The 21,231-nt window shown below is 51.3% G+C and carries 19 protein-coding genes; 11 read left to right on the top strand and 8 right to left on the bottom strand.

Annotation, left to right across the window (positions count from 1 at the left end):
- Positions 1-16: 16 nt before the first annotated feature.
- Complete coding sequence (locus tag JI735_RS21710) at positions 17-1,654, bottom strand: degradosome RNA helicase CshA (protein WP_202676425.1); 1,638 nt, start codon at positions 1,652-1,654, stop codon at positions 17-19.
- A 318-nt stretch (positions 1,655-1,972) separates the two neighbouring features.
- Between JI735_RS21710 and JI735_RS21705 the strand changes: the two genes are divergently transcribed.
- From JI735_RS21705 to JI735_RS21690, 4 genes are all read left to right on the top strand, one after another.
- Positions 1,973-2,800, top strand: coding sequence for a YitT family protein (locus JI735_RS21705; protein WP_039836488.1), 828 nt, complete (start codon positions 1,973-1,975; stop codon positions 2,798-2,800).
- Positions 2,801-2,973: 173 nt separating this feature from the next.
- Positions 2,974-3,162, top strand: coding sequence for a hypothetical protein (locus tag JI735_RS21700; RefSeq protein ID WP_174469026.1), 189 nt, complete (start codon positions 2,974-2,976; stop codon positions 3,160-3,162).
- Between the two features lie 237 nt (positions 3,163-3,399).
- Entirely contained in the window at positions 3,400-4,662 is a 1,263-nt protein-coding gene (locus JI735_RS21695) for a putative glycoside hydrolase (RefSeq protein WP_039836487.1), read from the top strand.
- A gap of 137 nt (positions 4,663-4,799) precedes the next feature.
- Entirely contained in the window at positions 4,800-6,164 is a 1,365-nt protein-coding gene (locus JI735_RS21690) for an MATE family efflux transporter (RefSeq protein WP_039836486.1), read from the top strand.
- 176 nt (positions 6,165-6,340) lie between these two features.
- On the opposite strand, the gene JI735_RS21685 is transcribed toward JI735_RS21690, so the two are convergent.
- From JI735_RS21685 to JI735_RS21665, 5 genes are all read right to left on the bottom strand, one after another.
- Positions 6,341-7,807, bottom strand: a complete 1,467-nt coding sequence (locus JI735_RS21685; protein WP_039836485.1) for an esterase-like activity of phytase family protein — start codon at positions 7,805-7,807, stop codon at positions 6,341-6,343.
- Between the two features lie 213 nt (positions 7,808-8,020).
- Positions 8,021-8,281 (bottom strand): metal-sensitive transcriptional regulator, encoded by a 261-nt coding sequence (locus JI735_RS21680; RefSeq protein ID WP_042266591.1) that lies wholly within the window; start codon positions 8,279-8,281, stop codon positions 8,021-8,023.
- Positions 8,282-8,296: 15 nt separating this feature from the next.
- On the bottom strand, positions 8,297-10,783 hold the full coding sequence (locus JI735_RS21675) for a CoA-disulfide reductase (protein ID WP_202676424.1): 2,487 nt from the start codon (positions 10,781-10,783) through the stop codon (positions 8,297-8,299).
- A 113-nt stretch (positions 10,784-10,896) separates the two neighbouring features.
- Positions 10,897-11,868, bottom strand: a complete 972-nt coding sequence (gene pfkA / locus JI735_RS21670) for a 6-phosphofructokinase (protein ID WP_020428967.1) — start codon at positions 11,866-11,868, stop codon at positions 10,897-10,899.
- 63 nt (positions 11,869-11,931) lie between these two features.
- Positions 11,932-13,014 (bottom strand): tetraprenyl-beta-curcumene synthase family protein, encoded by a 1,083-nt coding sequence (locus JI735_RS21665; protein ID WP_039836477.1) that lies wholly within the window; start codon positions 13,012-13,014, stop codon positions 11,932-11,934.
- A 224-nt stretch (positions 13,015-13,238) separates the two neighbouring features.
- Here JI735_RS21665 and JI735_RS21660 point away from each other — a divergent pair, with 224 nt between their 5' ends.
- Entirely contained in the window at positions 13,239-14,471 is a 1,233-nt protein-coding gene (locus JI735_RS21660) for an MFS transporter (RefSeq protein ID WP_039836473.1), read from the top strand.
- An 885-nt stretch (positions 14,472-15,356) separates the two neighbouring features.
- On the opposite strand, the gene JI735_RS21655 is transcribed toward JI735_RS21660, so the two are convergent.
- The gene (locus tag JI735_RS21655) at positions 15,357-15,554 is read right to left on the bottom strand and encodes a cold shock domain-containing protein (RefSeq protein ID WP_039836470.1); all 198 of its coding nucleotides are present in this window, start codon (positions 15,552-15,554) and stop codon (positions 15,357-15,359) included.
- A gap of 172 nt (positions 15,555-15,726) precedes the next feature.
- Between JI735_RS21655 and JI735_RS21650 the strand changes: the two genes are divergently transcribed.
- From JI735_RS21650 to JI735_RS21625, 6 genes are all read left to right on the top strand, one after another.
- Positions 15,727-15,960, top strand: a complete 234-nt coding sequence (locus tag JI735_RS21650) for a hypothetical protein (RefSeq protein ID WP_020430876.1) — start codon at positions 15,727-15,729, stop codon at positions 15,958-15,960.
- Between the two features lie 6 nt (positions 15,961-15,966).
- The gene (locus JI735_RS21645; RefSeq protein ID WP_020430875.1) at positions 15,967-16,137 is read left to right on the top strand and encodes a hypothetical protein; all 171 of its coding nucleotides are present in this window, start codon (positions 15,967-15,969) and stop codon (positions 16,135-16,137) included.
- A gap of 257 nt (positions 16,138-16,394) precedes the next feature.
- A complete protein-coding gene (pepF, locus tag JI735_RS21640) occupies positions 16,395-18,185 on the top strand; it encodes an oligoendopeptidase F (protein WP_039836471.1) in 1,791 nt (596 codons plus the stop codon).
- Positions 18,186-18,271: 86 nt separating this feature from the next.
- Positions 18,272-18,592: a LapA family protein gene (locus tag JI735_RS21635; RefSeq protein ID WP_039836469.1), complete on the top strand. Its 321-nt coding sequence runs from the start codon at positions 18,272-18,274 to the stop codon at positions 18,590-18,592.
- Between the two features lie 126 nt (positions 18,593-18,718).
- Entirely contained in the window at positions 18,719-19,762 is a 1,044-nt protein-coding gene (locus JI735_RS21630) for a M42 family metallopeptidase (protein ID WP_039836468.1), read from the top strand.
- A complete protein-coding gene (locus JI735_RS21625; protein ID WP_202676423.1) occupies positions 19,746-20,582 on the top strand; it encodes a phosphodiester glycosidase family protein in 837 nt (278 codons plus the stop codon). Before JI735_RS21630 ends, JI735_RS21625 begins: the two co-directional genes overlap by 17 nt.
- Positions 20,583-20,668: 86 nt before the next feature.
- Here JI735_RS21625 and JI735_RS21620 read toward each other — a convergent pair whose 3' ends face one another.
- The gene (locus JI735_RS21620; protein WP_039836466.1) at positions 20,669-21,160 is read right to left on the bottom strand and encodes a DL-endopeptidase inhibitor IseA family protein; all 492 of its coding nucleotides are present in this window, start codon (positions 21,158-21,160) and stop codon (positions 20,669-20,671) included.
- Between the last annotated feature and the right edge of the window lie 71 nt (positions 21,161-21,231).

Below are 21,231 nucleotides of genomic sequence, written 5' to 3'. Positions count from 1 at the left end.
TCAGCTGTGCTGCTGATTAGATATCGTAATCATCGCGCTTAGCCGGACGTGTGCTTGTGCTGCTTGGACGTGTGTAGGGTTTGCGGTCCCCGCTGCGTCCAGCACCGCCATCACGGCCTGCACCGGAATCACGGTTGCCTTTGTAGCCGCCGCCATATCCGCCGCTGCCGCTGCCGTATCCACTGCTGTAACCGCCACGGCTGCCGCCGCTCGCATTATCACGGTTGCCACGGTATCCGCCGCCGCTTCCGGAACCTGTGCGGTTGCCGCCATATCCGCCGTTCGGCTTGCGTCCGCTGCGGATGTCATTCTTGCCGCCACGGCGTTTGACACGGATCGGATCTTCCGGTGTCAATTCAACCTGGGCATCCTTGGTGTCGCCGGTAAGCAGCTTCATAGCCGCTGTCAGCAGTTGAACTGAATCATATTGCTCCAGAAGCTGAATGGCGATGCCTTTGTATTCGTTCAGCTCGCCGCCGCCTTCAACCATTGCCAGCAAACGTTCAGCAGTAATGCGCTGCTTGCCTTCGATAGCCTCAGCCATTGTCGGCAGCGGTTTGCGGGTAATACGGTGACGCGTAACACGTTCAATCAGATGCAGGTGATCCATCTCGCGCGGGGTCACGAAAGACCAGGCAGTCCCTTCCTTGCCGGCACGGCCTGTACGGCCGATACGGTGTACATAGCTCTCAGGATCCTGCGGCAGGTCAAAGTTGATAACATGAGTTACACCGGAAACGTCGAGTCCGCGGGCTGCAACGTCTGTAGCAACAAGCACATCTATGCTGCCGTCACGGAATTTGCGCATTACGGCATCCCGCTGATTCTGGGACAAGTCGCCATGCAGCCCGTCTGCGGAATAACCGCGTTTTTGCAATCCTTCAGCCAGCTCGTCAACCCGGCGTTTGGTGCGGCCGAATACGATCGCCAAATCAGGGGATTCCATGTCAATCAGGCGGCTCAGAGCTTCGAACTTCTGGCGCTCAGGAACCTCAATATAAGCCTGGTCAATCAGAGGTGCGCTGATTTGTTTCGGGATTACGGAAACATGCTGCGGATTCTTCAGGAACTGCTGGGCAAGACGTTGAATGTTAGGAGGCATTGTAGCTGAGAACAGCATGGTCTGGCGTTCTTCCGGTACAAGCTTGAGAATCGTCTGGATGTCTTCCATGAAGCCCATATCCAGCATTTCGTCAGCTTCGTCCAGCACAATGGTCTGGACATCATCGAGGCGGATGGTTTTGCGGTTAATGTGGTCCAGAAGCCGTCCAGGTGTACCGATGATGATCTGCGGTCTCTTCTTCAGGCCGCGGATCTGGCGGCCGATATCCTGCCCGCCGTAAATGGCCAGGGAGCGGAGTCCTTTGAAGCGGGTCAATTTGCCGATTTCCTCAGCTACCTGAATCGCAAGCTCACGTGTCGGCGTCATGACAAGTGCAAGGATTTTCTCTTCTTCCCGGGCGATTTTGGAGATGAGGGGAATCCCGAAAGCAGCGGTTTTACCTGTACCGGTCTGCGCCTGGCCGATAAGATCCGATCCGGTCAACGCAATCGGAATCGCCTGCTCCTGAATGGGTGTTGCTTCCTCAAATCCAAGCTCTGTGATTGCTTGAAGCACTTTTGGCTCCAGGCCGAATTCTGCGAATGTTTTCAAATTATTCATGCTCCTTCTATACAGTGGACATTCCACATGCTTGTCTGTATTCTTAAGTAGCGGTAAACACATTTATAGGCTGTCCAATCATGCCGGATTCTCTGCATGGTTTAGCTCGCATTGGGACCAAAAGATGTCCTAAGATCAGGCCACTTGAATGCGCCTGAACAATTGTACATTGCATTCCTAATCAATGCAAAAATACCATTGTAACGTTCTACTCAAGAATATCCTATACATTATATCACAAACCCGATCAGGAATACCAGTGTATTCCTTTCTTTCATTACTTACATTACGTGTCAGAGGTGAATTGGCTTGTTAAAACTAAAACAAATCGGCAATTACCTTGCGGTTATCTTCGGTTCAGCGATGATTGCATGCGGCTTCAATCTGTTTTTGATCCCTCACAGGCTGCTGAGCGGAGGAGTCTCAGGGCTCGCCATGCTTGTTGGTTACTTTACTCCGTTTAACATTAGTTTGCTCTACCTGCTGTTCAATGTGCCTTTGCTGGTTGCTGGCTGGTTTCAGCTGGGCCGGAGATTTATCGTTATGAGCATTCTGTCGGTAGGTGCAACTACCTGGCTGATGGCCCTCATTCCAACAACAACCGTAGCTTCGGACATGCTGCTGGCCTCGGTTTTTGGCGGAGTGCTTGTGGGTGTGGGCGCCGGTGTCTCTTTCCGGGTTGGCGGCTCTTCCGGAGGATTTGATATCCTGGGGTCCATCATCACACGATACCGCGATTTTCCAATAGGCAACGTCCTTGTGGGAATGAATGCCCTCGTCATCCTTGCCGCAGCCTATTTTGACAACAACTGGAATTTAGCTCTGGCTTCTATGGTTTCCATTTACGTCTCCGGCAGAGTAGTGGATCTCATTCACATCAGCCATATCAAAGTTACCGTATATATTGTAACAACCCGGACGGATGAACTGCTGAAACAGCTGCTGGTGCTTCAGCGCGGCGTTACAAAAATTAAAACCGAAGGCGCTTATTCTCATATCGAACGGGACATGCTAATGACAGTAACGACACGTTATGAGCTTGCTGAGCTCAAGCGGATTATCAAGAACAGTGATCCCCAGGCTTTTGTGAACATTGTAGAGACGGTCGGGGTTATGGGCTCCTTCCGCAAAAGATAGGCTCCCGAAAAAATGCGCCTGCCTCAAAATTGTGATATATTAGAGTCACGCAGGACCTTACAAATTTCATGAAGATTGTGATTTACCCTCTTTTTTCCTGGCACTTCGTTTTCCGATGAACCTGAATTTCAATTCAGCACTATTCGAAAAAGGAAAGGGTGATTGTTGTGGAAATGGAAACGGTAAAACTGTCAGCAATCGTCATGAGATGGTATCCGGATATGATACCTTTTCTGAAGCAGGATGAATTGAATTCCGTAATTGTTCTGCGTGACGGTCTAAGTATTCTTGAACCGGAGGATGCTATGGATATTATCCATTACAGCATTTGCGAGCATCAGAATTCTGCGTATCTTCAATAAGCAAGCCGCTTGGAAATCAGTTTTGGATAGCTGCCGCTTTGGATTCGGCCACGTGCCGGACCCGGGCGGCATTTACTTTTTAAGTACAGCGTTTAGAATCGGTGCATCCCGTTTATAAACAACAAGAGCGGTTATTATACGACCAAAATTACGGGGATTGTTACAAGTCTGTTCTTTTTGGCCGCCGCCGTTCCTTTATACTTTAAGGGAATGTACATAAAGGGAGAGAATAAACAAATGAACATCACCTGGGCTCTACTGATGATGGCTCTGGGAGGCGTCGGCGTTCAGCATCCTGCACATGAAGCCGATGTGGCCGCAGCACTGCAGTCTGCCATGAATCCAACCATCACCGCACAGCACTCCGCAAATCCTGGCGCATCACAGAACACTGCGGGCGGCAATGCCGCAACACCTTCTCCAGGCGCATCGCCTGGGACAGAGGCTTCACCGGGCACGACTGCCGGAGCAGCAGACACTGCTATTCATACAGATCCCCAGCCGGATGCCCCCAAGATTAAGGGTGTTTACGTAACAGCTTACAGTGCCGGCGGTTCCCGGATGACGACTCTGCTGGACCTGCTCGACAAAACCGAGCTGAACTCAATGGTTATTGACATTAAGGACGATGCCGGATACATCACATATAAAACGGATAACCCCGAACTTCAGAAGCTGGGCCATCCGCAGCCGTTCATCGGGGACATCAACCAATTAATGGCCCGCTTGAAAAAACATGACGTATATCCGATTGCGCGGATTGTTGTGTTCAAAGATTCTGTGCTTGCCAAGAAAAAACCGGAGCTTTCCTTTGTAAATGCCAATGGCTCTGTCTGGACGAACAAAGGCGGGGACAGCTTCGTTAATCCTTATAACCAGGATGTCTGGAAATACAATGTGGACATTGCCAAAGAGGCTGTGAAGCTGGGCTTCAAAGAAATCCAGTTCGATTATGTGCGCTTCCCCGAAGGCTTCGAAAAACGTGCGGAAACGCTCAAATATACCAAAAGCGAGCGGCCGCGTGTCGAGATTATTTCCGATTTTGTCAAATACGCCAGATCAGAGCTCGGGCCGCTCGGTGTCCGCGTGTCGGTGGATATTTTCGGGTATGCCGCCTCGGTGCCTGCTGCTGAAGGAATCGGCCAGGACTTTGTAAAAATATCGAAGAACGTGGATGTCATCAGCCCTATGGTCTATCCAAGCCATTACTCCACCGGATGGTTTGATGTAAAAGATCCCGATAAGAACCCGTATGCCACCATCAAAGGCTCTATGGTTGATACTCATAAGAAGCTCGATCCCCTGGGCAGCTACAAGCCGATCATCCGGCCCTGGATTCAAGACTTCACCGCAAGCTGGCTTGGAAGCGGACATTATGTCAAATACGGCAAGCAGCAGGTCGAAGACCAAATCCGTGCCCTCAAAGAAAAGAACGTCGACGAATTCCTGCTCTGGAATGCCAACAACCGCTACACGGCTGGCGTGGATTACGGTAAGTAAGCAATTAAGCTTCCTGCAATCATCAGATTCCTATTTTAATATACGCAGCATTGAAGACCCCACTTTGTGGGGTCCTTTTACTGGAGAACTAACCCTGGATCTACAATAAGAATTAAGAACAATGAGGCTTAAATATAATGATACCTACTACTTCAATGAAACAAAAAGCAAGACAATTCCTGTATATTTTATTTCCCATCCTCATTACACAAATTGCCCTGTCAGCTATAACTTTCTTCGACACGAATATGTCCGGCAAATTCGGTACGGACGATCTGGCCGGAGTAGCCATTGGAACCAGCCTGTGGATTCCGATTCAAACCGGACTCAGCGGGATATTGATGGGGATCACCCCCTTAGTGTCACATTTGATGGGAAGTAGAAAGGAAAGCGACGTAGCATACCAGGTCACTCAAGGCATATGGCTGTCTCTGCTTGTGTCGCTGCTTGTTCTGGCAGCTGGAACTTTCGCGCTCTCACCGGTGCTTCATTTCATGAATCTGGAGCCGCAGGTTCACGATATCGCCTTTCGTTTCCTGTGTGCGATCTCAGTCGGGATCATTCCGCTCTTTGGCTATACGGTTATCCGCAGTTGTATTGACGCTCTCGGTCAAACACGGATTTCGATGTTCATTACACTGATAGCCCTGCCAGTCAATGTAGGGCTCAACTATCTGCTGATCTTTGGTAAATTCGGCTTCCCCCGCCTTGGCGGTGTTGGTGCGGGAGTGGCATCAGCGATTACGTATTGGGTGATCTTCGGCATCTCTCTGATGTTTGTCTACCGCTCCGAGCCTTTCCGGAGCCTCCGGCTGTTCCGCAGCTTTCACTTTATGTCTCTGCGCAGCTTCAAGGAACTGCTAAAAATCGGCGTACCGATCGGCTTCTCCATCTTCTTTGAAACGGCGGTTTTTTCAGCCGTGACACTTCTCATGAGCCGGTTCGATACAATAACCATTGCAGCCCATCAAGCGGCCATTAATTTCGCTTCTACCCTGTATATGATTCCGCTAAGCATTTGTATGAGCCTGACGATTCTGGTCGGCTTCGAGAACGGGGCCGGCCGGCTGAAGGATGCGCGGCAATATGGGATCATGGGCATTGGAACAGCGGCTGTCCTCTCACTCGCTACAGCTCTTGTACTGCTGTTCGCAGGCAGCCATGTTGCCGGCCTCTACTCCAATGAGCCTGAGGTCATTTCACTTATCCGGCACTTTCTGATCTACGCTATATTCTTTCAGATTTCCGATGCCATCGCCACCCCCACACAGGGCGTCCTGCGGGGCTACAAGGATGTAAATCCGGCATTCATCATCTGTTTTCTCGCCTACTGGATAATCGGCCTTCCCACCGGATATGTGCTGGCTACTTACACCAGTCTAGCGGCATATGGCTACTGGGTCGGCCTCATCACAGGTCTGGCCATCGGGGCTATTCTGCTGCTGTCCCGCCTGGTCAAAGTGCAGCGGCGATATGCGCACAACAAACCGGATACTGCCTAGAATACCGGCAGCTTAAGCCTCCAGAAGCCTCAGCAGGCATCCGCATGATCCCTGCTCCAGAGTGAAAGGAACTGCGCTCAGGTTGCGCCAAGAAAAACAAAAGGGCGTTCCAAAAGCCATTTCATGGCTTGGAACGCCCTTTTATTACATCGTTATTAGGTTAGCATGAGGTTCACTTAAGGTGTGATAGTGTAAGGCAACTGAAAGGTCCACAGGCTCGTGCCATTCTCCGCTGAATCGCTGCCTACACCAAAATCGTTGTCATTAATAATGGCGATGGTGTTGCCGTCCACCAAGGTCAGGCCTTCAATCTTTTCATAAGGAAACTGGAAGGCCACGGCATCCAGCACCGTCCGCTTGGAAGGAGGCATAATAGCCGCTGCCTTCAGATTGGAGATGCTCATCTCCTCCAGCGTCTTGCCGCCGGCTGAAGCCTGGTCATACTTGCCCAGAATATTGGTAGCGCCGGATAAATCAATCTGGAAAATCCGCTTCAGCTCGGCCTTATCTCCTGCGTTCTTATCCCGCTCATCAACAAGGAGTGTATGGTCATTGACGGCGTACAAATCGGAGATAACGATATCCGACTGCTTGAGGTCCTTGAACTGGGCGGCATCCTCTGTGATATAGACGTATTCTGCTGTTGGAGCAAGCGTGGCCAGGTCAATCTTGATAATGCGCAGCTGACGGGAGTTATCTGTACTCTTGTCAGGATTGCGCAACGGGCTTTGCATCGCCATGAACATCGTGCTGCCGTCAGGTGTAATGCCTACCGCTTCTGCACCGCGGTTCTGGCGGAGCTTGTTGTAAACCTCCGGCAGCACCTCGCGGGCAGGCACCAGCGGCGTGCTTATTTTGTTATTTCCCCAGCCCTTGGGTACGATGCGCTCAATCAGGGTGCCATCCCGCTTGACATGAACGATGGACGGGCCGTATTCGTCAGAAATCCAGAAGGTATCATCCTTGGGATTATACGCCAATCCTTCAATATCAAGACCGTAAGGATCATATTTGAGCTCCTTTTCGCCCTTAGCATCATACGGTGCCTCGTCCCGGCCCTTGATGTTTCCTACCCCCGTTATGTTGGCGGTACCGCTGACCGGATCAATGCCGTTCACCTTCAGCGGAATTTTGTCCAGAATCTTGATTTCTCCTGCGGAGGCCTCAATCTTGTAAATGGTAGGCGTATAGTCAGACAGCGGGAAGGTCCGCCGCGTAGCGTCATTTACTTTCAGCTCGCCGTTCGGTCCACGGTCTGCCGTAGAATAGAAGATATTGGCCGGGTCGCCGGGCAGATGGGTCAAGGAGGAGCCTACTCCCATCTTAATTCCCGGGGCCAAATCCGCTGCCTTCAGGTTATATTTACCGGTTAACTTGGGTTTGTCTGTAAAAGAAACGCTTGTGCGGAACTGATCCCAATCCACGTACTTGTCCATCAGATTAGCCATGTCGCGTACCGGCACAAACAGGCTTCCGTCCGCTGCTCTCATTTCTGCCGCCGGTGCTTCCAGAGCCTGTCCGTTATTGCTGTACTTGACCTTGCTTTTGCCTGCGGCTTGTTGCGGATCCGCTATGGCATTTCCGCTGCCGACAGCTAATGCAAGCACCGCTGTAGCCATGACGGCATATGATTTACTCCTCATCTGAATAACACCCCTTAATGTCATTTATTAGTGATTTTTTAAATATATCATCCCTTTGTTTTCTGTATATTTTCCCAATTCCATGATTAGGTTAAGGCTTTGTGAAGCTTGTGCCTCCGGGCACGCGCACAACAAAAAAATGACGTAAAACGGTTGCCCGCTTATACGTCATTTTTTTATGGTCAGGAGGCGCTAAAGACGCTCTTTCGTCGTCTAGCGGCTCTTCACGAGCAGCTCCACCGCGTCTTTTATGACTTGGTTCGGAGAATTCCCTTGTTCAAGTTCCTCCTGTATACAATGCTCCAGATTAGCTCCGATAACGGCCCCTGCCGTACGGTCTACTGCCGTTCTTATGGCGGTCAGCTGGATAACGATTTCCCGGCAGTCCTGCCCTTCCTCCAGCATGCTTAACACTCCCCGCACCTGTCCTTCAATGCGTTTTAGTCTGTTTTTGATCCCTTTATCGTACTCCATTGCTATCCACATCCTTTAGATGAACAGATTGACGCCTGAATCCTCAGCAGCACCCAAATAACTGGCTACACCGCCGAATTCAACGCCTGCTATTAGCTCCTCCTGCTTGATGCCCATGATATCCATGCTCATCGTGCAGGCCATCAGCTTCACTCCTGCATGGATTGCACCCTGCATCAGCTCTTCCAGAGAGTCCACATTTTTGCGTTTCATGGTGTGGCGGATGAATTTGGCCCCTAGACCGCCCATGTTCATTCTCGACAATGGCAGCTTTCGGGTTCCTTGCGGCATCATCAGACTAAACAGCTTATCCAGCGCCTTCTTTTCAACCCGGGGCCCCTGCTCACGCCGCAGCAGGTTCAATCCCCAGAAGGTAAAGAACATCGTTACCTGCTTGCCCATGGCAGCCGCACCCGAGGCGATAATGAAAGAGGCAATCGTCTTGTCCAGGTCACCGCTGAAGACAACCATTGTCGTCCCGTCCTTCACATTCCTCGCTTCTGACATTGGCAAGGTGAATGAGGCTTCCGCTGGTGATTGAATCCCTTTACGTACCAGAGCCTCAACCTTGCCACCTGAGACCTCTACAGACTCCAGCGTATTCTGCGTCTTGAGGCACCACTGCCGGATATCTGCAGCAAAACCGAAATCAGTTGCAGTAATTTCAACCTGCTGCCCGTCTTTCATGGACTGCACGGTCTCATATACCTTGAGTATAGGGCCAGGACACTGCAAACCGCAAGCATCCAGCACCAGCCGCTGTTCAGCAGGTTCTGGAGCCTTTTGAGCCGCCGCTGCCAGTAAAGAGATTCCCGCTTCAGCGGGCTGTCCCTCTTCATGTGAAGCAGTCCCTGTGCCTCTGTTCATCACAGCATAGGTTTTATATCCCCCGTCAACATTTTTCACGTGGTAACCGTGCTGTTTAAGCATTCTTGCCGCGATGTACCCTCTGAGGCCGACTTGGCAGGATACCGCAATCTCTTGGCCAACGGGGATTTCTGCCAGGCGGTTCCTCAATTCGGAAAGTGGAATATTGATGGACCCGGGAATAGATCCGGCGAGACGCTCTACCTCATCCCGTACATCGATAATGAGCCCGCCATTCCGGGAAAACTCATCCACCTCATGCCACTGAAGATTCTGCACCATACCTTCCATCACATTAGAAGCCGCATAGCCGGCCATATTTACAGGGTCTTTGGCAGAAGAATATGGAGGCGCGTAGGCCAGCTCGATATCCGCGAGTTCATCTGCCTTGAGCCTCCCGCGGATCGCGGTGGCAATGACATCAATCCGTTTGTCGGCACCTTCACTCCCCACTGCCTGTGCTCCGTAAATCTCTCCCGTGTGGGGGTTGAACAGCAATTTAATAGCAATGGGCGCTGCGCCAGGATAGTAGCCCGCATGTGAATTCGGGTGAATATGGATGGCCTCGTAAGGAACCCCGAGTGATTTCAGCGTTTTTTCGTTATTCCCGGTGAGGGCGGAAGTGAGGGCAAAGGTTTTGATGATAGCAGTGCCCAAAGCTCCATCATAGGAAATTGGCCGGCCATTGATATGATCAGCGGCAAGACGGCCCTGACGGTTGGCTCCCCAGGCGAGCGACACCATCGTTTCATAACCTTGAACCCGGTCTTTGACCTCAATGACGTCACCAACTGCATATATCGCAGGATCACTGGTCTGCAGCGAGGCATTCACTTTCACAGCCCCCCGGACCCCCAGTTCAAGTCCGCTGTTTCTGGCCAGCTCATTCTCCGGTGTTACTCCGACCGCCAGAATAATCATATCCGTAGCAACCCTTGCGCCGGAAGCAAGCTGAAGCAGCCTGCCTTCCTGCAAGACGGCCTCTACGCCTTCGTTTAGCCTGAACTCGACTCCGTGCAGCCGCATATGCTCTTCAACAGGTCCTGCCATTTCCGGGTCAAGCGGGTTCAATATTTGTGCCCCCCGGTCAATAACCGTCACTTTAACACCACGTTCCCTTAGATTCTCCGCCATCTCCAGTCCAATAAAACCCGCTCCAATCACCGTGGCATGCTTAGGATGCTGATGATCGACAAAAGCCTTGATTCTGTCTGTGTCCGGGATATTCCGCAGTGTGAACAGGTTATGGGCACCGGTGATACCCGGAATCTGCGGTACAATGGGCTTCGCCCCGGGAGAAAGGATCACAATATCATATGGAAACTGCAGGACCTCACCAGTGGCTGTACTCCGGGCAATCACATGCTTGCTGGCACGGTCAATAGACGTAACCTCCGTCAGAGTCCTTACATCAATATTAAACCGTTGCCGTATCCCCTCGGGCGTCTGCAGGAACAGCTTCTCTCTGGAGCCGATCGTTTCTCCAATATAATAAGGAAGGCCGCAATTGGCAAAAGAGACATGCTCCCCCCGCTCCAGCAGAATAATTTCATCTTGTTCATTTAATCTCCGCAGGCGTGCAGCCGCTGAAGCCCCACCCGCTACTCCGCCGACGATTATAATCTTCTTACCCATCTGTATCCCCCTTTTCAGTATACCCTATGGGGTATATAATATACCGGTAGGGGTATACAGTCAAGTCAAAAAAAGACCGCCTGATTAAGACGGTCCGGATGAAGTCTATTATGTTATTGGGAAAGACGGGATGCCAGCTCGTACAGCTCAGTATCGAAGTCTTTTTTGGTATTCACTACAAGATCAATATCGGTAAGTGTCAGCTCGCCTTTGATAATGCCGCAGGCTTTATCCGAATGGCCTTCAATCAGGGAACGGACAGCAAAGTCGCCGAGACGGCTGGCCAGGTTGCGGTCCCCAGGCGTCGGCGTACCACCGCGCTGAATATGTCCCAGCACAGTAACGCGTGCATCCAGAGAGGAATGACGGTCTTTTAATGCTTGAGCCACATCCTCGCCCTTGCCTACACCCTCAGCGACAATCACGATACTGTGGCGTTTGCCTCTGGCAAAGTTGTCGCGCATACGGTCGGCTACTTCATTCAGATCATAAGGCATTTCGGGTACCAGAATCGTTTCGGCGCCGGAAGCAAGACCCGCATGCAGCGCGATATCCCCGCAGTGGCGGCCCATAACTTCAACGATGGATGAACGCTCATGCGAGGACATCGTATCACGAAGCTTATTGATGGCATCAACTACAACACCTACCGCAGTATCAAAGCCAATGGTATAGTCTGTGAACGAAATGTCATTATCGATGGTACCCGGCAAAGCCATGGTGTTAATGCCCAGCTTGCTGAGCTTGTTGGCTCCTTTGTAAGAACCGTCACCGCCGCAAACCACCAGACCGTCGATACCCATCTCGTTCAGAATATCCGCACCCTTTTGCTGGCCTTCAGGGGTCAGAAATTCAAGACAGCGGGCAGATTGCAGAATTGTGCCTCCGCGCTGGATAATATCACCTACACTGCGCAGATCCATTGGAAAAATGTCGCGGTTGAGCAGCCCCTGGTAACCGCGCTGGATTCCGAACACTTCAATGCCGAAGTAGATTGCACTGCGCACCACTGCGCGGACTGCCGCATTCATGCCCTGCGAATCTCCTCCACTGGTTAATACTGCGATTTTTTTTACGTTTGCCATCCTGTTTGTTCCTCCTTAAAATTGTGCGGAGCCCGTTCTTTATCAGATCATGCCCCACAGCCTTTAATACATACGCCTGCGAATCCAGCGGCTGTTCACGAAGAAGAACAATCTTGTCAGTGGACTTCTTCTCATTAGACGTCTGGATACAGAGCGAACCTCCCGCTGTTCGCTGACTTTCGGATCGGATAAATATAGTGCCAGCAAGCCCTCGATGACCATGCGATGCATTGAGGTCTCGGGCAGATTCCGGACATCCCTGCGGGCCCACTCCACAATGGAGGCGATCCGATTCAGCATGGTATCGCTATTGTCATAATAATTGCAGAAATTGAGATCACCGCCGGCCCGGTCTTCATCCTGATCAATCAGGTAGTCCAGCATAATGTGCAATCCGCATAAATGCGGAAAGTATGCCGCCCGGATGGAAGCCGCTGCCGATGTGCTCAGCTTCGGATCGCAAGAGGCCAGAAAAAGCATAAAAACGCCGAGGGTAGAGCCCGTTGCTGCCGCAAACTCATTCCACTGCAGATGCGGGGCAACCTTGCCCTCCACTTCCCACCATTCCTTCAGGGCAGCCTCCCTGAGTTCTGGGCGGATGTGTTTGTAAACCTGCAAATCCGTATAGAGTACGGCCAGACCGCGAACCTCTTCAACCGCCGCGGCATAGCCGGGCAACAGCGCAGTCATCTCCTGGCATTTGCGGACAAGCCTGTGCAAATATCCGCCATCGTTCTGCTCACTGCGGAGCGCGTAATAATTAACAGGCTCAGCCTTGGGATTGATAGCGTCCAGCATGGATTGATGCAGCAGTCTGAAATCGGCAGGATCAAGAGAAGTGCTGCGGTCACATAGGTTGTCCAGGTAATCACTGATCGTTTGATAAGCAACAATAAGCGGAATCAGTATATGCCGCATCGACAAATTGCCGGCGGCATATATTCCGCCGCCCTGGCAGTGAAACTCTTTGGTCTCAATGCTGGCAAGCGCTTGCTTCCGCAGCTCGGGATCGGGAATCCCTTCCGCATCCTGGCGCCAGAAATGGAGACATTCCCGCACTTCCGGCAGCACGTACTTGTAGACCCTGCTCATCAGCCCAATCGGGCCGCGAGGGCTAAGGTAACGGCCTTGCTCAAATTCATTCAATGACAGTGCCTCCACATTGTTGTCTCCTTATCCAAATCATCATTATTATAATATGCAGAGCGTATTTGTACAAACAACAAAATCACTTTCGCAAAACCTTGAAAGATTCAGAAACAATAAATTCCCGGACATCTGGAGCATGCTTTATGCTATACTAGAACGCGTTAATCACTAAAGTATATGGATACTAAGCCGTATTTCATATTCAGAGGAGTGCAGGCATCATGTCACCAGGACGGAGCAGCGGCCAGTACAGCGATCAAAACTGGCTGCGATCCTTTATGTTCACGCTTTTCGGCACCAGTGTGCTTGTCGTCTCTTATTTTCCTTTATTCTATACCCATCTCGGCTTCACCAGCCCGCAGATCGGAATCCTGTATTCCATCGGACCCCTGATCTCCATTTTGTCCAACCTGTTCTGGAGCATGGTCAGCGACCGGCTGGGCACCATCAAAAAAATCATGGCCATTCTTCTGGCCGGCCAGCTGGTTACTGCACTTATACTGGCAAGAGCCACAGATTTTGGGGTGGTTATGCTTATTTTGTCCCTTTTCTATTTCTTCTATTACCCGCTTTTCCCGCTTGCAGATACGATGGCGATCAAAATTGCCCAGCGCCACGGGCGCAACTTCATTACCATCCGGGTTTTTGGCTCGCTTGGCTACTCCTTTTTCGCGCTGACGATCGGATATGTGCTGAGAGCGTTGGGACCGGCCTCCAGCATAGCCGTCTGTATTGTAATCGTAATCATTGCGCTTCTAATTACCGTTGGCCTGAAAGATGTCAGGCGGACCGGAGAGAATATGCAGCATGCTGCCGTTCCTGCAGCCGAGCCGGCCAAGGCGGGAGGACTGAAACAGATTTTGCTGCAAAAAGAAGTACTATGGTTTTTCGGCAGTGTTTTCGTGCTTGCCATTGGCTACAGAATGAATGAAGCGTTCCTTACACTCAGCCTGAAAGCCATGAATGCAGGCGATGAGATCGTTGGCTGGTCGCTGCTGGCCTCAGCCTTGAGCGAGATTCCGGTCTTTTTCGCCCTGAGCAGATACGGTGACAGATTCAAGGAGCTGCCTCTGCTCGCTTTTGCCAGTCTGATGTTCGCCGCACGTTTCCTGTTCATGGCGCTGGCGGATGAGCCTGTTGCTGTTGTTGCGATCCAGGCCATGCACAGCGTCTCATTCGGCATATACTACGTGACGGCCGTCCGGTACATTACACGGATTATCCCGGATCATCTCCGTGCCACCGGTATGGCGATCTTTACTGTCGTCTGGTCCAGTGCAGCCGGTCTGCTCAGCGGCACCTTTGGCGGACTTATCTATGAAGATGCCGGACGGACGGTTTTCTATGTGGTGGCCATGAGCTTCTCGCTGCTGGCCTTTGTTGGTTTTTTCGCCAAACACCTGGCGGATACGGGATTCGGTTTCGGACGTTATTTGCGCAGAAAAGATTATTAGGGTCTTGCTCTCTGCAAGCGATAGCTGGAGAATTTCCCCGAAAAATAAAAAAGAACTTGATCAAAATGATCTGTCCTTTATTATGAACTCATCTACTGACCCAACGAATCCTGCGGCAACCCTTTAAGTGGAAAAAGGTTAACTAATTTGCCGGAATACCCATCCTCGGGCAGATCTAAGTGGAAAAAGGGACACTAATTCAGCTCATTTCACCATTATTCAGGAAAAGTGGGCCAATTAGGGTTACTTTTTCCACTTAAATCTTAGGATTTTTTAATTTCCGGAAAAATAAGTTCCCTTTTTCCAACTAGCACCTGTGAAGAAACCGGTAAGTAATTACTAGTTGGAATTAGGATATTTAGACCGACTCCCCCCTCAGAACTCGGCCTTCGCAGCCACAGCAACGGCATTTCTGCTGTTGCTCGTTACACATTCGTCAAAAGTATTTATTCTACAACTTCAAGCATAATTTTATCCACTTGCGGAGGTTTCCTATACAAATAAAGCTTCGCTTTCCCCAAAACATATAAAATTCTTATCTTTCAAGTGGAAACGTGCGGACAGGAAAGCCGTTATTGAAACAGGCTCCATCGAATGATATAACGGCCCCTGAGTCCGTATCCGCTGAAAAAACAAAATTTTAGGCAAAATAAGGGCTCCTCTGTCCGCTTCAGTCTGCGGATGGAACCCAACCCTACTGCATCGCTTATATCCTCTGAGGCTTTCAAGATATCCGCGTTTTTGACAATGTATAATTTCCTATTCAACAAAAAAACACAGTTCCCGTAAGAACTGTGTGCTTTGAATTTCTGGTTACCACTCTTGCAAGTGCTGCCATTACAAAACTATATGTTGTGACTGACAGACATGCTGTCCAGCCGTTTCTTATAATTTAACTACGTTAGCTGCTTGGGGACCGCGGTTACCATCAGTAATATCGAATTCTACCGCTTGGCCTTCATCCAAAGTCTTGAATCCTTCACCTTGGATTGCTGAGAAGTGAACGAATACATCTTCGCCGCCTTCTACTTGAAGAAAACCATAGCCTTTTTCTGCGTTAAACCATTTTACTGTACCTTTCAAATGAACAACCTCCTAAAAATACCGCCATATATGACGTATGTTTACATTATACCCCAACTCTGCCTGCAAAGCAATCCACCATTTCCCTTATCCGGTGATAATATTTGCTTTTCACTTCCCCCGTGCGTTATCATTGAGCCAAAAGTCAAAAATCGCCAGGGTGGTAATGAAAATGATCAAAAAACATGAAATATACAAAACAGACAAATGGAATATGATGACGGTAGAGGTTCAGGGGCGCTATATTGTCCTCCGGGAGATTTCCGACCAATGGGGAGAAGAAACGCATACCTTTATGAGCCGCCCGGCCATGATGCAATGGGTCAACAACCGCTTTAACAAGGAATCGTACAAGGATAATGAAGAAGAGTACAAGAATATCATGGCAGCCTTTAAAGAGGTCTAGCCGCAGATGGATAACGAGAATTTAGTCATCTATATTATTGTTGTCCTGTGCCTGGGAGCCGTTCTGGTCATGGGCAGGGAAAAGGTGCCGCCGCGCCTCAAACGCGGCATGGCCCTGACTGCGGTAATTCTGATTGCCTTGGCTTTTGTCTTCATTATTTATAGCCTGGTGGCATAACTTTTGCGGCTGGTTCTAAAAGGCGTGTATTAAATTCTGACATTGAAGTATGGATGTACGCCATAGGATAAATAATCAGGATTTGGCAGGGCATACTAAGCCAACCTTAAAGTGCTAAGGAGGCTTCTGTTATGTCTTTTACTGTCAAGTCCCTCCCGTTACTGCTTGCCTTAAGCCTGCTGCCGGGTGATTTATCTTCATTCGCCGCACCGCAGAAGGATATGACTACTACATCCCATCATCCGAGGAGGATTGCAATGAAACAATTATTGAAGAGAAGTGAAGTGCCCGCCGAAAACCGCTGGAAGCTTGAAGATATGTTCGCTTCGCAGGAGCAATGGGATGCGGAATACAAGGAAGCCAAGAAGCTTATCAACAGCGCCTCCGGATTTCAGGGGAAGCTGGACTCACCGGATGCACTCAAAAAGTGCTTCGAGCTGGACGACAAGCTGTCCCTGCTGACCGAGCGCCTGTATGTCTACGCGCATATGCGCCAGGATGAAGATACGGCTGCCCCAACCTATCAGGCCCTCTCCCAAAAAGCAAAGAAGCTTGGAGTGGAAGCCGGAGAGGCTACTTCTTTTATCACACCGGAGATTCTGGCCTTGCCTGATGAGAAGCTGGACCAGTTCATAGCCGACGCTTCCCTCTCGGATTACACCTTCACTTTGAAAGAAATGAAGCGTGAGAAAGCGCATATCCTGACCAAAGCGGAGGAAGCACTGCTTGCACAGGTTGGCACGCTGGCACAGGCACCGCAAACCGTGTTCAGCATGCTCAACAATGCCGACCTGAAGTTCCCGAAGATCAAGAACGAGGAAGGCAAGGAAGTAGACCTGACGCACGGAAGCTACATTCAATTCCTGGAAAGCCCTGACCGTGAGGTGCGCAAAAATGCGTTTAAAGCGGTCTATGAAACATATGGCAAGCAAAAGAACACAATAGCAGCAACACTCAGCGCGAACGTAAACAAAAATGTTTTCTACTCGCGTGTGCGCAAGTATCCTTCCGTGCTGGAAATGTCCCTCTACGGAGATAATATTCCGAAAGAGGTCTACACCAACCTGATTGATACCATTCACGAGAGCCTGCCGCTGATGCACCGCTACATGAAGCTGCGCCAGAAGCTGCTTGGCGTTGATGAGTTACATATGTATGACCTGTTCGCACCGCTGGTGGACGAATACAAGCTGGATATCACTTTTGAAGAAGCCAAGAAGATTACCAAAGAAGGCCTGAAGCCTCTCGGCGGGGATTACCTGAGTGTGCTGCAGGAAGGCTATGATAAAGGCTGGATTGATGTCTACGAAAATGAGAACAAACGAACCGGCGCATACAGCTGGGGAGCCTACGGCACACACCCTTATGTGCTGCTGAACCATAACGATAACCTGAACAGCATGTTCACGCTGGCGCATGAAATGGGCCATGCCCTGCATTCCTACTATTCGGACAACGCGCTGAAATACAGGGATGCGCAGTATACCATTTTCCTTGCGGAAGTGGCATCAACGACCAACGAGGCGCTGCTGATGGATTATCTGCTCAAGAAATCCACAGATCCAAAAGAAAAAATGTACCTGCTCACTTATTATGCCGACCAGTTCCGCACTACTGTTTTCCGGCAAACGATGTTTGCTGAATTCGAGAAGATCATTCACCAGCGCGCCGAAGAAGGCGAATCGCTGACGCCTCAGGACCTGTCGGCCATCTACTATGACCTGAATGTCAAGTACTACGGCAAGGATATGGTGGTTGACAAGGATATCGAGATGGAATGGGCGCGGATTCCGCATTTCTACAACAGCTTCTATGTATACAAATATGCTACCGGCTTCTCGGCGGCAACCAGCTTCGCCAAGCAGATTCTGGAGGACGGCAAACCGGCGGTCGACAAGTACCTCGGCTTCCTGAAGAGCGGCGGCAGTGATTATTCGATCAACATTCTCTCCAAGGCAGGCGTCGACATGTCCTCTCCTGCACCGATCCGCGAAGCGATGAGCGTCTTCGAAAGTGTGATTGAGCAGATGGAACAGTTGACCAAATAAGCCGTAAAGCTTAGTATTACAGTAATCCCTTGCCCTTTGCGGGCAGGGGATTTATCTTGTCACCCATGCTCAAAGGAGGAAGTTTCATGAGATTGCAATGGTCGCTGATCTTAGGTCTGATCTTCGCCCTGCTGACCGCTGTGTTCGCCGTCATCAATGTTGACCCGGTTGAGGTTAATTTCTATTTGGATGTGGTCAGCATTCCGCTGATCCTGGTCATTCTGGGCTGTGCACTGATCGGCGGGGTTATTGTCGGTTCCTATGGCATTTTCCGCCAATATAAGCTGCAGAAGCAAATTAAAGGCCTTACAGCAGAGCTGAACAAGCTCCGTGATGCGGGAAATTCCCTGGACGCAGTGTCTGCGACTCAGGATAGCTTGTCTGCAAACAGCACAACCCAGCTCTAAGCTGACCTGCACGAAAATCAAAAAGAAATGTACATCCATAGTTTCATAGAAAAGCTATATAAATGACCTCACCTAAAATCACATGTGCAACTTATATCGCTTATAAAGAACAGGAGGACTATAATCTTGCTTACCATCCAACCTAACGAGGCGTATATCTTATCGGTTCTAAAAAAACTGCTGGACACCCCCAGCCCCAGCGGCTTCACGGCACAGGTCATGAAGCTTGTGGCTGAGGAAGCGGCCGCACTGGGCGTCCCCTTGAGCTGGAACGAAAAAGGCGGAGCTATTCTGACTGTGCCCGGACTTGATCCTACACGCACCATCGGCATCAGCGCCCATGTGGACACACTTGGAGCCATGGTGCGCTCCATTAAACCCAACGGCACGCTGCGCCTGACCTCTGTCGGCGGCTTCACCATGAACAGCATCGAAAATGAATATTGCGTCATCCATACCCGTACCGGATTAACCTATACCGGGACGATTCTGAGCAGTCATCCCTCGGTTCATGTCTACGCGGATGCGCGTGATTTCAAACGTTCGGAGGAAAATATGGAGATCCGCATCGACGAGGTGGTGTCTACCAAAGACGATGTGTTGAAACTCGGCATTGCCGTCGGCGACTTCATCTCCTTCGATGCCCGGGCGGTGATCACGCCGAGCGGCTATATCAAATCGCGCCATCTGGACGACAAAGCCAGTGTGGCGGCACTGCTGGGTCTGCTGGAGAGCATGAAGCGCGAAGGCTGGAAACCGCTGCACAATCTGTCCCTGCTCATCTCCAATTATGAAGAGGTCGGTCACGGCGCCGCCTGGATTCCCGGCGGGATCAGCGAGATGATCGCCGTCGACATGGGCGCCATGGGTGATGACCTGAGCTGCAAGGAGACCGACGTCTCCATCTGCGCCAAGGATTCCTCCGGGCCGTATGACTATGCCATGACCGGCAAGCTAATCGAGCTGGCGAACGGGCTGGCAATTCCGTTTGCGGTCGACATTTACCCGCAATACGGCTCCGATGCTTCCGCCGCCCTGCGGGGCGGGAACAATATCCGCGCCGCGCTGATCGGGCCGGGCGTGCACGCCTCCCACTCCATGGAGCGCACCCACAAGCAGGCTGTGCTGAACACGGCCAAGCTGCTCGCGGCTTATGTGGGCGCGAATTGAGAGCGCCCGTACCGGCCTGCGCCGGGCATGGCAGCGCAAGCCGCGGCTGATCGCCGCCGTGCTGCTGGCGGCGGCTGTTACGGTGGCCGTGATGCTGTGGACGAGGCCGCAGCCACAGCCGAGGGAGGCCTTCCACGGCCTCCCTCACGTATACAGCTACCTGCAGGCGGACAGCTCCGCCCAGGTGCAGCTGCATATGATGTCAGCCCAGCCTGCTGACATCAAACTGCGCAGCGCAGGTTCAGCGCTGCGCCCGATTGCCGCCTACGGGATTAACGGCGGCTTCTTTTACGGCAGCGACCTGCTGTCGGTGGCGGTCATGAATGGCCGCCCGGTGAACGGAGTTCAAGGGGCGTATGGGTCGGGCTGGTTCAACGCGAAATATCCGCGTGGAACACTGGTCTGGGACGGGGCCAGCGGGGCGCTGTCGGTTCAGGTCGTCTCCTCGGGAGATGAGCTGGACGTCACGGACCGCGGGCATTACTGGGCGCAGGGCGGCATCAGCATGAACCTGCAGCATGAAGAGCTGTGGCAGGCGGCCGCGGCCGCAGAGCATCTTCCCTATGCTGACGAGCAGCGGATGCGCTCGGGGCTGGTGTACAATGCGGACGGGAAGCTGTGGCTGATCGTCACGCCAACGCGCTGTACGGCAGAGGAATTCCGTACAGCCATTCTGGAGGCCGTCCCCGGCGGGGGGCGGGAAGGGATTTTTCTCGACGGCGACGGCTCCTCGCAGATGAACGCCGCAGAAGCCCTGCTGACAGGCGACTCGCGCCCTGTCGTGCAGATGATTGCCTTGGCAGGAGCGAAGCAGCCCTAGAATTAGTATTATATAACCGGGTACGGATTCAGTGAGCTCCGCTGAATCCGTACTCTTTTTAAATCAGGCGGAGTCTGCGGCAAAAGTCATCTGACGTTCAGCGGGCATGTCTGATACCGGGGGTCCGTATTTTTTTTATCCCTGTTCAGAATACGGAGTGCTGTTCCCGACTTGGCAATCAGGTAGCGGACGTTCTCCGTTTCCACTTCTTCTATCTCATCCGCAGACAGGACGGCCGTCAGCCGGATGCGCGCAGCCGTTCGCTCCGTAACTCTGATTCGCAGGGGAATAAAGGAAACGAGGCCGGTATCGCCTACAATAACGTACAGCCTGTTGTTCCGCGAAACGGTCTGCAGATTGCAGAACATCCGGTTGCTCATATCCACCCCCCAATACCGCCGGAAATAAGCGATCACCTTGGCTTTTGTGCTGAATCTCAGCGGCAGCTGCTTATACTCTACCCCGCCCACAGTAATCACCCTGTTTATATCCGCAGAATCATACACATTGAACCAGGCCGTCTCCGCAGTGGCGATGAAGGCTTTTAATTCCCTGTCCGTCTGGGCTATTTTCACCATAATATCTCCTCCTCGCAATATAGTATTACAAGCTGGAGAAAGTGCTTGTGTACTGGTCCACGGGGAAGGGA

Origin of the sequence: Paenibacillus sonchi, assembly GCF_016772475.1 — a bacterium.
In the GTDB taxonomy this organism is placed as follows: domain Bacteria; phylum Bacillota; class Bacilli; order Paenibacillales; family Paenibacillaceae; genus Paenibacillus_AQ; species Paenibacillus_AQ sonchi.
The sequence above is the reverse complement of the archived record's forward strand: the minus strand, read 5'-3'. Positions and strand labels throughout refer to the sequence as shown.

What these genes read in the sequence shown, in the direction of transcription:
- JI735_RS21700 (WP_174469026.1), top strand. Translation starts at nt 2,974, where the DNA reads ATGGAAACGGTAAAACTGTCAGCAATCGTCATGAGATGGTATCCGGAT.
- JI735_RS21695 (WP_039836487.1), top strand. Translation starts at nt 3,400, where the DNA reads ATGAACATCACCTGGGCTCTACTGATGATGGCTCTGGGAGGCGTCGGC.
- JI735_RS21690 (WP_039836486.1), top strand. Translation starts at nt 4,800, where the DNA reads ATGATACCTACTACTTCAATGAAACAAAAAGCAAGACAATTCCTGTAT.
- JI735_RS21685 (WP_039836485.1), bottom strand. Translation starts at nt 7,807, where the DNA reads ATGAGGAGTAAATCATATGCCGTCATGGCTACAGCGGTGCTTGCATTA.
- JI735_RS21680 (WP_042266591.1), bottom strand. Translation starts at nt 8,281, where the DNA reads ATGGAGTACGATAAAGGGATCAAAAACAGACTAAAACGCATTGAAGGA.
- JI735_RS21675 (WP_202676424.1), bottom strand. Translation starts at nt 10,783, where the DNA reads ATGGGTAAGAAGATTATAATCGTCGGCGGAGTAGCGGGTGGGGCTTCA.
- pfkA (WP_020428967.1), bottom strand. Translation starts at nt 11,868, where the DNA reads ATGGCAAACGTAAAAAAAATCGCAGTATTAACCAGTGGAGGAGATTCG.
- JI735_RS21660 (WP_039836473.1), top strand. Translation starts at nt 13,239, where the DNA reads ATGTCACCAGGACGGAGCAGCGGCCAGTACAGCGATCAAAACTGGCTG.
- JI735_RS21650 (WP_020430876.1), top strand. Translation starts at nt 15,727, where the DNA reads ATGATCAAAAAACATGAAATATACAAAACAGACAAATGGAATATGATG.
- JI735_RS21645 (WP_020430875.1), top strand. Translation starts at nt 15,967, where the DNA reads ATGGATAACGAGAATTTAGTCATCTATATTATTGTTGTCCTGTGCCTG.
- pepF (WP_039836471.1), top strand. Translation starts at nt 16,395, where the DNA reads ATGAAACAATTATTGAAGAGAAGTGAAGTGCCCGCCGAAAACCGCTGG.
- JI735_RS21635 (WP_039836469.1), top strand. Translation starts at nt 18,272, where the DNA reads ATGAGATTGCAATGGTCGCTGATCTTAGGTCTGATCTTCGCCCTGCTG.
- JI735_RS21625 (WP_202676423.1), top strand. Translation starts at nt 19,746, where the DNA reads ATGTGGGCGCGAATTGAGAGCGCCCGTACCGGCCTGCGCCGGGCATGG.
- JI735_RS21620 (WP_039836466.1), bottom strand. Translation starts at nt 21,160, where the DNA reads ATGGTGAAAATAGCCCAGACGGACAGGGAATTAAAAGCCTTCATCGCC.